The 16147-nt window shown below is 39.0% G+C and carries 17 protein-coding genes and 1 tRNA gene; 3 read left to right on the top strand and 15 right to left on the bottom strand.

Annotated elements, in window-relative coordinates; genetic code table 11:
• Positions 1-22: 22 nt before the first annotated feature.
• The 10 genes from HJC33_RS11005 to HJC33_RS10960 form a co-directional block, all read right to left on the bottom strand.
• Positions 23-496: an ExbD/TolR family protein gene (locus HJC33_RS11005; protein ID WP_171658876.1), complete on the bottom strand. Its 474-nt coding sequence runs from the start codon at positions 494-496 to the stop codon at positions 23-25.
• A gap of 10 nt (positions 497-506) precedes the next feature.
• Positions 507-1121, bottom strand: coding sequence for an ExbD/TolR family protein (locus tag HJC33_RS11000; protein WP_171658875.1), 615 nt, complete (start codon positions 1119-1121; stop codon positions 507-509).
• A 159-nt stretch (positions 1122-1280) separates the two neighbouring features.
• A complete protein-coding gene (locus tag HJC33_RS10995) occupies positions 1281-1763 on the bottom strand; it encodes an ExbD/TolR family protein (RefSeq protein WP_171658874.1) in 483 nt (160 codons plus the stop codon).
• A gap of 12 nt (positions 1764-1775) precedes the next feature.
• Entirely contained in the window at positions 1776-2381 is a 606-nt protein-coding gene (locus tag HJC33_RS10990) for an ExbD/TolR family protein (RefSeq protein WP_171658873.1), read from the bottom strand.
• Between the two features lie 13 nt (positions 2382-2394).
• Positions 2395-2832, bottom strand: a complete 438-nt coding sequence (locus HJC33_RS10985; RefSeq protein WP_171658872.1) for a hypothetical protein — start codon at positions 2830-2832, stop codon at positions 2395-2397.
• A gap of 27 nt (positions 2833-2859) precedes the next feature.
• Positions 2860-3594 (bottom strand): MotA/TolQ/ExbB proton channel family protein, encoded by a 735-nt coding sequence (locus HJC33_RS10980; RefSeq protein WP_171658871.1) that lies wholly within the window; start codon positions 3592-3594, stop codon positions 2860-2862.
• A 78-nt stretch (positions 3595-3672) separates the two neighbouring features.
• Positions 3673-3760: transfer RNA gene (locus HJC33_RS10975), tRNA-Ser, on the bottom strand.
• A gap of 67 nt (positions 3761-3827) precedes the next feature.
• Positions 3828-4859 carry an asparaginase gene (locus HJC33_RS10970; RefSeq protein WP_171658870.1) on the bottom strand — a complete coding sequence of 344 codons (1032 nt, stop codon included), beginning with the start codon at positions 4857-4859 and terminating at the stop codon, positions 3828-3830.
• Between the two features lie 2 nt (positions 4860-4861).
• Positions 4862-5629 (bottom strand): TatD family hydrolase, encoded by a 768-nt coding sequence (locus tag HJC33_RS10965; RefSeq protein ID WP_171658869.1) that lies wholly within the window; start codon positions 5627-5629, stop codon positions 4862-4864.
• Positions 5630-6199: a hypothetical protein gene (locus tag HJC33_RS10960; protein ID WP_171658868.1), complete on the bottom strand. Its 570-nt coding sequence runs from the start codon at positions 6197-6199 to the stop codon at positions 5630-5632. It lies immediately after the preceding gene.
• Between the two features lie 106 nt (positions 6200-6305).
• Here HJC33_RS10960 and HJC33_RS10955 point away from each other — a divergent pair, with 106 nt between their 5' ends.
• Entirely contained in the window at positions 6306-6746 is a 441-nt protein-coding gene (locus tag HJC33_RS10955) for a retropepsin-like aspartic protease (RefSeq protein WP_171658867.1), read from the top strand.
• Positions 6747-6779: 33 nt separating this feature from the next.
• Here HJC33_RS10955 and odhB read toward each other — a convergent pair whose 3' ends face one another.
• Positions 6780-7997 carry a 2-oxoglutarate dehydrogenase complex dihydrolipoyllysine-residue succinyltransferase gene (gene odhB / locus HJC33_RS10950; protein ID WP_171658866.1) on the bottom strand — a complete coding sequence of 406 codons (1218 nt, stop codon included), beginning with the start codon at positions 7995-7997 and terminating at the stop codon, positions 6780-6782.
• 18 nt (positions 7998-8015) lie between these two features.
• Positions 8016-10814: a 2-oxoglutarate dehydrogenase E1 component gene (locus HJC33_RS10945; RefSeq protein ID WP_171658865.1), complete on the bottom strand. Its 2799-nt coding sequence runs from the start codon at positions 10812-10814 to the stop codon at positions 8016-8018.
• Between the two features lie 177 nt (positions 10815-10991).
• On the opposite strand from HJC33_RS10945, the gene HJC33_RS10940 reads away from it, so the two are divergent.
• Positions 10992-12095 (top strand): acyltransferase family protein, encoded by a 1104-nt coding sequence (locus HJC33_RS10940; protein ID WP_171658864.1) that lies wholly within the window; start codon positions 10992-10994, stop codon positions 12093-12095.
• A 5-nt stretch (positions 12096-12100) separates the two neighbouring features.
• Here HJC33_RS10940 and HJC33_RS10935 read toward each other — a convergent pair whose 3' ends face one another.
• The 3 genes from HJC33_RS10935 to HJC33_RS10925 form a co-directional block, all read right to left on the bottom strand.
• Complete coding sequence (locus HJC33_RS10935; RefSeq protein ID WP_171658863.1) at positions 12101-12463, bottom strand: hypothetical protein; 363 nt, start codon at positions 12461-12463, stop codon at positions 12101-12103.
• A gap of 154 nt (positions 12464-12617) precedes the next feature.
• Entirely contained in the window at positions 12618-13634 is a 1017-nt protein-coding gene (gene galE / locus HJC33_RS10930) for a UDP-glucose 4-epimerase GalE (RefSeq protein ID WP_171658862.1), read from the bottom strand.
• A gap of 1 nt (position 13635) precedes the next feature.
• Complete coding sequence (locus tag HJC33_RS10925; protein ID WP_171658861.1) at positions 13636-14790, bottom strand: DegT/DnrJ/EryC1/StrS family aminotransferase; 1155 nt, start codon at positions 14788-14790, stop codon at positions 13636-13638.
• 80 nt (positions 14791-14870) lie between these two features.
• Between HJC33_RS10925 and HJC33_RS10920 the strand changes: the two genes are divergently transcribed.
• Positions 14871-16115, top strand: a complete 1245-nt coding sequence (locus HJC33_RS10920; protein WP_313777733.1) for a 3-deoxy-D-manno-octulosonic acid transferase — start codon at positions 14871-14873, stop codon at positions 16113-16115.
• Positions 16116-16147 lie beyond the last annotated feature (32 nt).

The following is a 16147-nucleotide window of genomic DNA, read 5'->3' as shown; positions in this document are numbered from 1 at the left end:
TCTTAGTTTATACGTTTATTGCTCAAAGCGAATTTTCATCGTTTGTGTAAGTCGTATAATTCACTTTCAACAAGTTTACTTTTCGTAGTTCTTCTTTAATATCTGACACTATGCCCACTTTCACTTCTTTATCAATTTTAAGTGACACGGTCACAAAATTCCTTATACCTTCAGGCTTTTTGGCCAATTCACTTAAGATATACGGTCCAACATCATTTACATTGGCCAACCTATCATCTAATTGGATTTTTGGTTCGGAGCCAAAAACTTTTGCCAGTTCTGGAGAAGGTTTTCCAACAAAAATTTCGATTATCCTATCTTTTTTATCTAAACTTTTAACCTCACTTGCATTGGGTAAATTATTATCTACCAGCAAGGTTCTACTTTTTATTGTTGTGACCGTCATGAAAAAGAACAACAACATAAAAACAATATCTGGCAATGATGCGGTTGAAATGACGGGGGTACCACGGGTAATTTTTCTATGATTTCGCATGATTTGAGTTTTAAATTTGGGCTTGTGCTTCGATTAACTTTAAAGGATACATTTCTCTCACTTCTACAATTCTCTCCTTAAGAATCATTTTATCATTTAATGATGTGGCAGGATCCTCGTATGATTGCTCCATTTCCTCATAACTCATACCGTAGCGCCTTTGAGCTTCTCTATTTCTGAGTTCATTGTACGCTGCGATCAATTCATTCTGTACTTTTATATAAATCCCGTAAGAAGCTTTTCTATCACTATTCAATGAAATTATTGCTTTGATGGGATTATCAGATGAATCTTGATTCCTTTCACCTAAACAATACGTACAGTGTTCAGCATCGCCGATGGGAATACCACCGTTGTCCAAAAAGGAAGTAGCTATAGCCTTCAGATCATTTAGCTGAACTACTCCGTCCTCAACAAAAAGTTCATCATTTTGGTTGAGGCTCACTCTTAAAATATTGCGTTCCGATATTTTGGGTGGCGGGGTAGTATCAGATGGAGGGAGTTTTCTGTTCAATCCCACATCTGTCTCAATGGTTGTGGTAACCAGAAAAAAAATAAGTAGTAAAAAGGCGATATCCGCCATTGAACCAGCATTGACCTCTGGAATTTCTTTTCTTCTTTCCATAATAGAATGTTTGTTGGAATTAATGATTCAGTTAACCCTTAAAGGGTAGAAAATCCATCTCAACAATCATTCCAAAGCATTTAGGAGGATACTGTACGAAACCAAAAAACGCTCCAAATCAAATATTTGGAGCGTTTTCCACTAAATCTAAGTTATTGTCTACTGCAAATTGTTAAAGGCATTACCCTCGTAGGTGGTATAATTCACCTTTAGGGCGTTAACCTCTCTTAATTGTTGTTTGATATCAGTGATAAGACCCATATTGGCCTCTTTATCAACTTTCAAAGCAGTAGTCAATACGTTCTGTAGTTCCTGTGGTTTTTTGGCACGCTCAGCCAATATATAAGAACCCACTTCATCTACACTAGCAAACTTATCGTTCAATTGGATTTTTGGTTCAGTACCAAAAACTTTCTCGTATTCTTGCGTAGGTTTACCCACATAGATGTAGATTACACGGTCCTTCTTTTCCAACTTCTTGATTTCAGTTGCATTTGGAAGCGTATTTTCAACCAATAGGGAACTATCCTTCATCGTGGTCACTGTCATAAAAAAGAACAGTAACATGAAGACGATATCCGGTAAGGAAGCGGTTGATACCGCTGGCAAATCCCCATCTTTCTTTTTTGCAAACTTTGCCATAAATTCTAATCTTTAGTTACTTGTGGTTTCCGCTTCCGATAGTTTCTGTGGAAACATATCTTGAATACGCTTTACTTTATCCTTTAGGTCATCCCTTACATTTGAAGGAGTCTCTGGATTCAGATACTCAGCTTCCATTTCAGTAAAGTCACGTCCAAAGATTCTGTTGGCCTCACGGTTTCTCAAGTCGTTATAGGCACCTACCAATTCATTTTGAACTGTAATGTAGGTTGCATATCTAGTTTCACGGTCATTCTTCAGAGAAATAATGGCTTTTGAAGGATTGTCTGAGGAAGCTTGATCCTTTCTTCCGCTACAATATGTACAAGTACCATCGGCTCCGTTTTCCAAGAACGCCTTAGCGGCATCTCTAAGATCTTTTAATTCCATCAGTTCATCTTCAACCAAAAGCTGACCATTTTTATTGATGTTCACAGTAAAAATGTTCTTCTGCTTGATGACAACATCCTGATCTGGCGGTTCAATCGGCGGTAGCATCCTGTCCAATCCTGCATCTGTCTCAATGGTTGTGGTAACCAAGAAAAAGATAAGCAAGAGGAAGGCTATATCCGCCATGGAACCGGCATTTACTTCCGGTGCTCCTTTTCTTCTAGGCATAATTCTATTCTTTTTACTTAACGAACATTCTCTTCAATCCTGGGAAAACCATTAGCGCAACGGCCACAACGGTAAGGATAAAGAATACATTCAATCCCATTCCTATGTTTTTCACAGTACCTTCAGTAGTTTCAATACCTCTAGTGGCCATTTCCTCCACTACAGCAGCATTATTTGATGAAAGTCCATAGGATATGGCTACGATAATGGCCAATCCACCAATGGCAAATAAGGCCTTTTTTAAACTTCCAGGAGTAGAGAACAGTTTTTTCAATCCGAAAAATACTGCTGTAACCACTGCTATTGCCAACAATATGTACATGATAACGAACATAAAGCTCATAGAACCACTATTGATGGCATCTGGGTCATCAGCATCAGGCAAAGAGAACCAAAGTACGGCCGCAATCAACCCGATGACTATGAGTGCAATTTTTACTATTTTATTCATGATTCTCGATAGTTTTTAATTTCGTAATTATTTCTTGTGTGCAGCCAACATATCAATCAATGATATGGAGGAGTCTTCCATGTCGTTTACGATACTATCGATTTTAGCAATGATATAGTTGTAAAAAATCTGAAGGATAATTGCCACGATCAAACCAAATACAGTAGTCAATAACGCCACTTGGATATCACCGGCAATCAAAGATGCGCTCAAGTTACCAACAGCCGCAATTTTCTGGAAGGCCTGAATCATACCAATTACTGTACCCATGAACCCAAGCATGGGAGCAATTGCGATAAAGAGCGACAACCATGAAACGTTTTTCTCCAACTGTCCCATTTGTACACCTCCGTAAGCAACAACAGCTTTCTCTGCAGATTCCAATCCTTCTCCAGCTCTATCCAATCCTTGGTAGAAAATAGAAGCAACAGGTCCTTTGGTGTTTCTGCACACCTCTTTGGCCGCTTCAACACCACCAGAAGCCAAGGCATCCTCAACTTGCTGCTTAAGTTTGGCAGAGTTTGTGGTAGCCAAATTCAAATAAATGATTCTTTCAATGGCAACAGCCAGTCCCAAGATCAAACAAAGAAGTACAATACCCATAAAGGCAGGACCTCCCTGGATAAACTGTTCTTTCAAAACTTGGGTGAAACCTTTGCTTGCCTCAGCAGCAGCTTCTTCTTGTAACATTGCCGCAGAAGCATTTGTAGTTCCCAAAATAAACATTCCGGCAGCAGCCAGAGTAAAGGATATTCTTTTCATTTCTTTCAAACTTAAATTTAGTTAGTTAATAATGTTAAAGATATAAAAATTTTATAATTGAAAAATTAAAATACCTAGCAGAGAGGAAGGGATTCGAACCCTCGATACACTTTTGGTGTATACACACTTTCCAGGCGTGCGCCTTCGACCACTCGGCCACCTCTCTATTTCCCATAGTTAGGCCGACCAAGAAACAAAAAAATAATTAGTTACTAAAATTTGAGGCGTTAATTTTAGCGCATTTCACCCCGTAGGGGCGTTTCAAAAACAGTCTTGAAGAGCCTACTGGAAATCTTGGTTCCCAAGAGATACATAGACTTGGTTATGGCCGCCTCGGTCGTAATGTCCTTTCCATTAATCAATTGCATTTGCTTTAGCTTTTCACTGGTCTCATAATGCCCCATGGCAACTGCTCCCCCAGAGCATTGTGTTACATTAATAATATGCAATCCACTGTCCAATCCTTTTTTTAATCCTTTTAAGAACCAATCGTCCATTGGAGCATTTCCTGCACCATATGTTTCCAATACAAGTGCTTTCAATCCGGGAGTCTCCATGACAGATTTAAGAACTTTTTGGTTCAATCCTGGAAAAAGTTTGAGGATGGCCACATTATCATCCATTGTTTTATGCACCTTTAATGGTTTGTTTTTAGCTGGTGGCCTGCAAAGTTTATCGTAATCTACTTTTAAGTGCACACCAGATTCCACCAATGGAGGGTGATTCAAAGATGCAAACGCTTCAAAATGCTCTGCATTGATCTTGGTGGTTCTATTAGCTCGATAAAGTTTATACTCAAAATAAAGTCCTACCTCTTGGATCACAGGTTTTCCTTTTTCTTGAAGCGATGCAATTTCAATAGATGTTATCAAGTTCTCCTTGGCATCTGTCCGCAAATCCCCAATTGGCAATTGCGACCCAGTAAAAATGACCGGTTTCGCCAAGTTCTCGAGCATAAAGCTGAGTGCCGAGGCAGAATAACTCATCGTATCACTTCCGTGCAAGACCACAAAACCGTCATACTCCGCATAGTTTTCTTCAATAATGGAAGCTATCAAAGCCCAATACTTAGGGTTCATATTGGAGGAATCAATCGGATTTTTAAAGGATATTCCCTTCAAGGTGCAATCCAACTGGTTCAACTCAGGAATATTCTTAATCAGTTCATCAAAATTGAAAGCTTTTAAAGAACCTGTTTTATAGTCCTTGACCATCCCTATGGTTCCACCTGTATATATAAGGAGTATATTAGTTGACTTTTGCATGCTTAGACACCAAATATTGCTTTGGAATTTTCAGTGGTAATGACCCCTATTTCTTCCGGAGTTATACTATATATATATGCAAGCTTTTCCAAAACTTTTAAAATGTATGAACTTTCGTTGCGTTTCCCTCTAAATGGGACCGGCGCTAAATATGGCGAATCGGTTTCCAACACTATATGTTTCAAATCAACTTCGTGTAAAAATTGGTCTATTTTGCCATTTTTAAAGGTAACCACCCCCCCGATTCCCAATTTCATATTATAGGATATGGCCTTATGCGCTTGTTCCAAAGTTCCAGTAAAGCAATGAAAAATTCCGAAAAGGTCTTCTCCCTTTTCCTGTTCCAAAATTTCAAAAATCTCATCGAAAGATTCCCTCCCATGAATCACAATGGGCAGCTTATATTTTTTGGCCAATTGAATCTGCTGCACAAAAGCATCTTGCTGTTCTTTCAAAAAGGTTTTATCCCAATACAGGTCGATTCCTATTTCCCCCACAGCACAAAATTTCCTTTTGGAAAACATTTCTTCCACATGCGCCAATTCTTCTTTATAGTTTTCCTTCACATGGGTTGGATGAAGACCCATCATTAAAAAAACATTGTTAGGGTAAGCTGATTCCAAATCCAGCATGGCCTGAGTATAGGTAGAATCAATGGCTGGTATAAAGAAGCGCTCCACACCTTCCTCCAATGCTCTATTCATCATCTCGTTCCTATCTTCATCAAAGGCCTCACTATATAAATGAGTATGGGTATCGGTTATGATCATTTAATTTTTTCCTTCTTTTTGATACAATTCTATAGCTTTTAAATAGTTCAATGCCCCTTGCCTGCTTTGGTCAATCAAGAAACCATCCAATTCTGGGTAGTTGGTCTTTATCCATGTTACCAAACGCTCCCTATTACCAGTCCATTTTTCGTCATTGAACACAATATATTCAGTAATATCCACACTATTTATGGCACCATCTTCAAATTTCACCAACTCTTTTGTGATGATTGGTTCCTCATTCAAAAATTGTATCCTTGTGCATTGCTTTGAAACTTTCATTTCTACATCCATTCCTTTTGGCTTAATCTCCAAAATTTGATATGTAGCCCCAAAAGTGGAATCCCACTGAAAAAATGGATAATATTCCCGCTTGCTATAGGCACTGGCATAATCCAATTCCTTCATCCGGATGCTATCTTTAAAGCAACGGAACACCTCATCAAAATTTCTACCGTTAAGCGCATCGATATAGCTCTCAACCAATTGGACTTTATCTACTTTTTTCTTTTCCTGCTTGCAGGATATCACACAAATAACCAGAATGGCAACGATAACTATGTTCTTCATAAACCTGTAACACATAACGCAAAAATAGGTTTATCTTAGTTGTCTCAAAACTTTGAACATTAGAATCCTTCGACTGCGCTCTGGATGACAACATTCAAACCTCAATATGACATCACTGAAAAAATTCCTGAAAGCCAAAAGCTATGTGAAAATTCCCCTGATATTAACCGAAACTAACCATTTTGAGATTTCAGCAAAAATCAATGGTGTTTCCGGTCGCTTTATTTTAGATACCGGAGCCTCCAATACTTGCGTGGGAATAGACAAGATTGATTTTTTTGAAATGATTTCTGAAACTTCTGATGTTAAAGCAGCCGGGGCTGGGGCCGTAGAAATGGAAACTTTGGTCTCTTCCAAAAACAAAATACAGATTGGGGACTGGAAAAAGAGTCGGCAAAAAATTGTACTTTTTGATTTAGTCCATGTGAACCAAGCTTTGACCTCCCACAATGTACTTCCGGTTGACGGCATCATTGGAGCCGATGTCCTTAAAAAAGGAAAAGCTGTAATTGATTATGAAAAAAAATGCCTCTACTTAAAAAAGTAAAGGCATGCTATTTATTTTACGAACGATTTTCAATTAAAGCTCAAGGGCTTTTTTCACATCGCTATCCATCAATAATTCTTCTGGACTTTCCAATGCTTCCTTAACGGCCACCAAGAATCCAACGGATTCACGACCGTCAATAATTCTATGATCATAGGAAAGTGCCACATACATGATAGGTGCAACCACAATTTCACCGTTTTTCACGATAGGTCTTTCTACGATATTGTGCATTCCCAAAATACCACTTTGTGGTGGGTTGATGATAGGCGTGGAAAGCATGGAACCGAAAACCCCTCCATTTGAAATGGTGAAAGTACCTCCGGTCATTTCATCTACCGTAATTTGCCCATCTCTTGCACGAATCGCCAAACGTTTCACTTCAGATTCAACTCCTCTAAAAGTCAAATTCTCAGCATTTCGTATAACTGGAACCATTAAACCTTTGGGTCCGGAAACGGCAATACTGATATCACAGAAATCATAGGTAATCATTTCCTTACCATCAATCATAGAGTTTACCGCAGGATACATTTGTAAAGCACGAATCACAGCCTTGGTGAAGAAAGACATAAAACCTAAACCTACCCCGTGCTTTTCCTTGAATTCTTCTTTATATTGTTTGCGAAGTTCAAAAATAGGCCCCATATCCACCTCATTGAAGGTAGTCAACATGGCGGTTTCGTTCTTGGCAGAAACCAATCGCTCAGCCACCTTTCTACGAAGCATGGACAATTTAGAACGAGACTCCCCTCTACTTCCCCCTGTAGGTGTGCCCATAGAAGGCACTGCTTTTACAGCATCTTCCTTGGTAATACGACCATCTCTTCCAGTACCAGAAACGGATGAAGACTTTATTCCCTTTTCATCTAGAATTTTCCTTGCTGCAGGAGAAGGTGTCCCAGAAGCATAAGTTTCTTTTTTCGAAGCTTCCTTTTTAGGCTCTTCTTTAACTTTCTCAGGCTGCACCTCTTTCTTTTTCTCAGCATTAGGTGCATCACCTTCAGGTTTTTCAGCACTGGTATCGATAAGGCAAACCACTTCCCCAACGGCCACAGCATCTCCAACTTCGGCCTTCAAAGTAATAATACCGCTTTCTTCAGCCGGAAGCTCTAAAGTTGCCTTATCAGAATCAACTTCTGCTATAGCCTGATCTTTCTCCACATAATCACCATCCTCAACCAGCCACTCTGCAATTTCAACTTCTGTAATGGATTCCCCAGGTGAGGGAACTTTCATTTCTAAAACCATTGTACTCGTTATCTTAGTTTATCGAATTAACATATTGTCCTTACTCTTATCAAAAACGTACTCCAATACCTGAGAGTGACGTCTTTGGGAACGCACTGCACTTCCTGCTGCAGGTGCCCCATAAAATCTTCGGGAAGCCACCCTAAATTGTTTGGCCTCATCAAAATGCATCAATAGATGACCCCAAGCCCCCATATTTCTAGGTTCCTCTTGAGCCCATACCACATCATCCGCATTTTTATATTTTTTGATGATGCTGCGCATTTCCTCTGCTGGCAATGGAAACAATTGTTCCACACGCACCAATGCCACATCATCTCTATTGAGTTCCTCTCTTTTGTCGAGCAGGTCATAATAGAACTTACCTGTACAGAACACCAAGGTCTTTACTTTTGAAGCAGTTGCCGAAGCATCATCAATGACCATCTGGAAACCGCCTTCAGCCATTTCTTCTTTAGTGGAAACTACTTTGGGATGTCTCAACAAACTTTTGGGCGTGAAAACCACCAAAGGCTTTCTAAAATTAGCCTTCATTTGTCTTCGCAATAAATGGAAAAGGTTGGCGGGAGTGGTTACATCGGCAACAAACATATTATCTTTTGCGCAAAGCTGTAAATAACGCTCCATTCTTGCAGAAGAGTGCTCAGCCCCTTGCCCTTCATATCCGTGGGGAAGCAAAAGCACCAATCCGTTTTGCAACTTCCATTTATCTTCCGCAGATGATAGGTATTGATCGATTACAATTTGAGCTCCATTACTAAAATCTCCAAACTGGGCTTCCCAAATCGTTAAAGTTTTTGGACTTGCCATGGCATAGCCATAATCAAAGCCCATTACTGCATATTCTGAAAGCAGGGAATTATAGATATGGAATTTCCCATTTTGATTTTTCCCCAGCTCGTTCAACAAGATAACTTCCTCCTCATGCATCTCCGTTTTGATTACGGCATGCCTGTGCGAAAATGTCCCTCGTTCCACATCTTGTCCGGTCATCCTTACATCATACCCTTCCTCAATCAAAGACCCATAGGCCAATAATTCACCCATGGCCCAATCCAGTCGATTGTCTTCAAAATACATTTTATGTCGCGCCTGCACCAAACGTTCCAATTTCCTCAGGAACTTTTTCCCTTCGGGAAGTGCCGTGATACTTTGGGCGACTTGCTCCATTTTTTTGAGGTCATATGAAGTATCTATCAACTTCAACATGGGTCCTTCTGTAACTTGTCCAAAACCCTCCCATTCATCTTTCATGAAAGGAGTTATTCTGGTCTTCTCTATCTTGCGAGAATCTAAAAGGTCTTCTTCTAAATTTTTCTTGTATTCCACCTCAAGATTCTTCACATAATCCTTATCGATGACTCCTTCGGCAATCAATTTGGCCGCATAAATATCTCTAGGGTTTTGATGTTTGGAGATGGACTTATACAACAAAGGCTGTGTAAACTTTGGTTCATCCCCTTCATTGTGTCCATATTTACGATATCCCAAAAGATCGAGGAAAACATCCCTCTTGTATCGCATTCTATATTCCAGCGCAAAAGTTGCAGCATGTACCACCGCTTCCGCATCATCTGCATTAATATGAAGTACAGGCGACAAGGTTACTTTACCAACATCTGTACAGTACGTTGACGACCTTCCATCCAAATAATTAGTCGTAAATCCTATTTGATTGTTCACCACAATATGAATGGTCCCTTCTGTTCTATATCCATCCAATTTGGCCATTTGAACAACCTCGTAAACAACTCCTTGACCAGCGAATGCCGCATCACCATGGACCAAAATAGGCAATACTTCAGAGCCGTTGCCTTGATGGTCCCTATCTTGTTTTGCCCTAGCGATTCCTTCTACAATGGAATTGACCGTTTCCAAATGTGAAGGGTTAGGAGCAATGTTCATATTCACCATTTTGCCGGAGTCGGTCTCACGCATGGAAGTCCATCCCAAATGGTATTTTACATCACCATCAAAGATGGTTTCCTCATAATCCTTACCATCAAACTCACTGAAAATATCTTTGGGTGACTTTCCAAATATGTTTGTCAATACATTTAATCGTCCACGGTGGGCCATTCCCATGACAAATTGTTTCACTCCTGCATCAGCTGCCTTTTCAATAATTACATCCAAAGCGGGAATTAAGGACTCCCCTCCTTCCAAGGAGAATCTTTTTTGGCCCACATATTTTGTATGCAAAAAACTTTCAAAAGAAACTGCCTCATTCAATTTTCTGAGGATGTTTTTCTTTTCATCGGCAGAAAAATTAGGGTGATTGTCATTGACATTAAGCCAATTCTGTATCCATTGAATGCGTTCCGGCGTCCGGATATACATGTATTCCACTCCAATGGCATCACAGTAAATCCGCTCTAAATGATTGATGATTTGCCTCAAAGAACTGGAACCAATACCTATAATGCTACCCGCATCAAAAACGGTATCCATATCATCTTGAGACAGTCCAAAATTGGCAATTTCCAATGTAGGCACATACTGCCTTCTGTCCCGTACCGGGTTTGTTTGAGTGAACAGGTGTCCTCGAGATCGGTACCCATTGATCAACTGAATAACTTGGAATTCCTTCTGCAAGGCATCTGGAATTGGCACCTGTTTGCCATTGGCAAGGGCGACCATGCCATTTTCTCCAGATTCAATGCCCAAGTCTTCCAAGGAGCTCTCCAAACCAAAATCAAACCCTTGAAAAAAAGCCCTCCAACTGGGCTCAATACTGTCTGGGCTTGTAATATATTTATCGTACAACTCTGCAAAAAAAGAGGTATGTGCAGCGTTTAAAAATGAATATTTGTCCATTCTTTCCGTTTTTCCGAAAACTTTCAGGAAAATTTTCTCAAAAATACGGGTTTTGTCTTTGACAACCCCATTTTACAGCAAGAATTGTCCAAAAACAACAATTATTATATTTCTTGGTTAAAATTCTAAAATTTCCAAAAAAAGCATACCTTGGTTCCCAAGCCAAAACCAACCTTTATGACCAAATTAAAAAACCGATATCTTTCGTTGGATGTCTTTAGGGGCCTTGATGTTGCCCTAATGATTTTAGTAAATTCCCCTGGGAGCTATGAAACCACTTTTTCTCCATTGCTCCATGCCAAATGGCATGGTTTTACCCTAACAGACCTTGTATTCCCCACCTTTCTTTTTGTTGTGGGAAATTCGATGAGTTTCAGTATGAAAAAATATGAGTCCATGGGTACTTCTTCATTTTTCAAAAAAGTACTGAAAAGAACTGCCATTATCTTTTTACTCGGCTTCTTAATGTACTGGTTCCCGTTTTTTGATGATGGACAACTAAAACCATTGGCAGAAACCCGCATTTTTGGGGTTTTACAGCGCATTGCCCTTTGTTATATGTTCGCTGCGATTTTGTTGCATTATATGAAAGCCAAAAGCGCCATTATTTTCAGTATAGTTGCATTGATTGGCTACCATATAATTTTAGTCGCCTTTGGTGATCTTACGCTAACCGGGAATGCTGTATTGAAACTGGACACTTGGTTGATCGGCACAAAACATATGTACCATGGCGAAGGAATAGCGTTTGACCCAGAAGGACTGTTGAGCACTTTACCAGCTATTGTCAATGTCATCGCTGGTTATCTTACTGGTCGTTTTATTCAACAAAATGGACAGAATTTTGAGACTGTCTCCAAACTAATGATGATGGGATTTGCTTTGGTCATAGCCGGGTTGGCATGGGATCTGATCTTACCTATCAATAAAAAACTATGGACAAGTTCCTTTGTACTCCTTACATGTGGTATAGACCTATGCGTCCTAGCTATCCTTGTTTACTTTTTGGATATGAAAAAAGCCAAAAGCTGGTCGTATTTCTTTGAGGTGTTTGGAAAAAACACACTGTTCATCTACCTACTATCTGAACTTTTTATCATTAGCCTTTTTGAAATAGGACTTGGAAGCGGGATTTCACTTTATCAGTGGATAGCTGACAATGTATTTATTTCATGGTCTGGTGGATATATGGGATCGCTATTATTTGCCCTTTGGGTGATGCTGACTTGTTGGGTCGTTGGATATATTATGGACAAGAAAGGAATTTATGTGAAGGTGTGAATTTCTTAGCTACTGCTACTGTATTGGTTTTTAAACCAAACCTTGGTCCATTCCCTTTTTAAGAGCAAAAAACACGCCTCCGCTGCTATTTCCATGGCATCGGAGGGTTTTATGCTTTTAACTTGATTTTCGGGAATATCAACCACATACAATAGGTTCAAATAATCATCAAACCGTTCCACCAACAAAACATATAACTTTTCCTGAAGTATTTTTTTCAATTCTGATGGTGCAATTCCCAAAGAAAACTTCAACCCAACATTAGCCAATTCAAAATCCTTGTTGAGTTGTAAAATCAGTTTTTTGTACAGTTGCTCTTTTTGAGCAACCTCCAATAATTCTAAACTATTATTTGCGTTGGACAACATGTGTTATATACGTCCAAAAGAAGGTAAAAGATTTACTAAGACTTGAATATTTTTTCCTTTTTCGAGCAGCCCACCACATTCTACAATATTGTAATGGTAATTGTGACTGATTCCAACAAAAGGTCTTTAGCAAAAAACAACTAGATTCGTTGGCCTAGTTCCTAATCTTACGCTCCCAATCCCATGCAGATTTAACCGCTTCATCCAATGTGGAATCAGCAGCCCAACCTAAAACTTCATTGGCTTTTTTAGTATCGGCATAGGCCTGCACAACATCTCCTGGTCTTCTGTCCACTATTTTATAATTCAGACTCTCTCCAGAGACACGTTCAAAACTGTGTATCACTTCCAAAACAGAACTTCCTTTACCAGTTCCTAGGTTAAAAACTTCGTAATTGGCTTTGTTTTCACCTTTCAAAAGTCTTTGAAGTGCCATAACGTGGGCTTTGGCCAAATCCACAACATGTATATAATCTCTTACGCAAGTACCATCCTCTGTTGGGTAATCATCCCCAAAAACAGAGAGTTGTTCTCGCAGACCAACTCCAGTTTGCGTTATATAAGGCACCAAATTCTGAGGAACACCTATGGGCAATTCACCAATTTCTTTGGATGGATGTGCTCCAATAGGGTTGAAATATCTTAAAGCTATCGCTTTTACATGCTGATTTACTTTACAAGTATCCCGAATAACCTCTTCCCCTATTTGTTTGGTGTTACCATAAGGGGACTCAGCTGCCTTTACGGGTGCATTTTCAGTAATAGGAAGTTCATCTGCCTGACCATAAACTGTACATGAGGAACTAAAAATAAAACTTCCACTTCCTTTTCTCTCCAGTTCTTGAAGAATATAGACCAAAGTCCCAACATTGTTTTCGTAATATAAAAGTGGTTTTTCAACACTTTCACCAACTGCTTTTGATGCAGCAAAATGAATGACCCCTCCTATATCAGTATTTTCAGCAAATAACTGCTGAACTTTGGATTTTTCTCTAAGATCTAATTTTTGAAAAATAGGCCTTTTACCTGTGATGGCTTCTATTCCATCCAAAACTTCTACTGAGGAATTGGAAAGATTGTCAACAACTATAACATCGAAGCCTTCGTTTTGGAGTTCCACAACAGTATGCGACCCAATATAACCTAATCCTCCCGTTACAAGTATTTTCATATTAATCGTTTACAAATTTTATGACCAAATCAGTTATAAATTTAATTTGCCCATCATCCAGTTCAGTATGCATTGGCAATGAAATCACTTCTTGAACCAATTGATTGGTCACAGGAAAATTAGCCTCATTGTAACGCTCATCTTGATATGCCTTTTGTTGATGCAAAGGAACAGGATAATACACTCCACAAGGAACTCCATTTTCATTCAAATACTGCACCAGCCCATCCCTTTTTCCATTTAATATCCGCAAGGTATATTGATGGAAAACATGACAATCGCATGTATCACATATTCCATCACAATCCATAGAAGTTTTTGGAACAACAATATTGGGTTGGCCTTCAAAGGCAATTGAATATTTTTGAGCAGCCACTCTACGTTTTTTATTATACTCATCCAGTTTAGGAAGTTTTGCTCTTAAAACTGCTGCCTGTATGGAATCCAACCTGGAGTTTACACCTACCACATCATGATAGTACCTTTTATACATCCCGTGGTTCACCATACCACGAATAGTATGCGCCAAATCATCATCATTAGTGAAAATAGCTCCCCCATCTCCATAGCAACCTAAATTCTTGGAAGGAAAAAAAGAGGTGGAAGCCACATGTCCAATGGTCCCTGTCTTCTGTTTTTTACCAGTTTTTGAGGTATAAGTGGCTCCAATGGCCTGAGCATTGTCCTCTATAACATATAAATTATGTTTTTGGGCCAATTCCATAATAGTATCCATATTGGCACACTGGCCAAATAGATGTACTGGAACAATAGCTTTTGTCTTGGGCGTAATAGCTTCTTCAATGGCCTTTAGGTCAATATTGAAGGTATCCGGCTCAACATCAACCAAAACAGGTGTAAGATTCAACAATGCAATCACCTCTACTGTAGCGGCAAAGGTAAAATCAGCAGTAATTACCTCATCACCTGGCTTTAAACCTAAGCCCATCATGCAAATTTGAAGAGCATCCGTACCATTTGCACATGGAATCACATGTTTAACATCTAAATATTCTTCGAGTTCTTTTTGAAATGCATGAACATGGGGTCCGTTTATAAATGCCGACGAGTCTAAAATCTCGGTTATGGAATCGTTCACCTCAGTTTTAATGCCTTCATACTGACCTTTGAGGTCAACCATTTGTATTTTTTTCATTCAAATCTATTATGCCTCAAAATTAAGAAAATAAGATACCATAATGTCCTCTTGCCGAAAGAATGTATTTTTGGGGAATTATGACTTTTTTGCGCCTTCTCTACAACTTTTTGATATTCCTCTCATGGCAAGGATTAAAGGTTATTGCCCTTTTTAATCCTAAAATCAGATTATTTGTTTCTGGAAGAAAAACAACTTTTCAGCAATTGAAAAATACCATCCAACCAACAGAAAAATGGATTTGGATGCATGTTGCTTCTCTAGGAGAATTTGAACAAGGCCTCCCCATTTTGGAAGGTTTGCGAAAAAGCTATCCGGAACATAAAATCATACTCACATTTTTTTCTCCATCTGGTTTTGAGGTAAAGAAAAACACTCCCTTTGCAAATGTAACGGTCTATTTACCTATGGATACCAAATCCAATGCGGTTCAATTTCTTGATACCGTTAAACCTCATCTTGCCCTATTTGTGAAGTATGAAATTTGGCCCAATTATCTTTTTGAACTTCAAAAAAGGAACATCCCTACCCTATTGGTCTCTGCTATTTTTTCTAAAAGACAATCCTATTTTAAACCTTGGGGAGGTTTCATGAGATATAGCTTGAAAAGTTTTGCTCATTTCTTTGTTCAGGACGAAACCTCAAAAAAGTTGCTTAAATCCATCGGTTTTGAAAATGTGACTGTTAGTGGAGACACTCGTTTTGATAGAGTTTCCCAAATTTTGGAGAACAATAATTCATTATCTTTTATGGACAGTTTCAAAGGAAATTCGCCTTGCATGGTAGCGGGAAGCACCTGGCCCGAAGATGAAAAAATCCTATTGGAATACATCAACACTGTAGAAACTTCCATGAAATTTGTCATTGCCCCACATGAAATCAAGACCACACATATTGAAAAAATCACAAATACTTTGACCAAAAAGGTTGTTTGTTATTCTCAAAAAGAGATTAAAAATCTAAATGATTTTGATGTTATGATCATTGACACTATTGGACTGCTCACCAAAATATACAGTTACGCAGATATTTCCTATGTTGGTGGTGCATTTGCCACCGGACTTCACAATACTTTGGAGCCAGCCACTTTTGGCGTTCCCATCATTATTGGCCCTGACTATGAAGGTTTTAAGGAAGCTGAAGATTTGGTCGATCTAAAGGGAATCCACCCCATTGCAAATTTTGAAGAATTCAGCACAGTAATGAACATTTTTGTTTCAGATGCTTCAATACGCAAAGAAAATGGACAGATAAATGCAACTTATGTTCAAGAAAACCAAGGTGCTACCACATTAATTTTGAAGCATATTAAAACTTTTCTTTAAGTTTTACCTAGTTTTGGAAATCCAACCTTGCA

This window comes from Flagellimonas amphidinii, assembly GCF_013090115.1.
Classification (GTDB): Bacteria; Bacteroidota; Bacteroidia; order Flavobacteriales; family Flavobacteriaceae; genus Flagellimonas; species Flagellimonas amphidinii.
The sequence above is the reverse complement of the archived record's forward strand: the minus strand, read 5'-3'. Positions and strand labels throughout refer to the sequence as shown.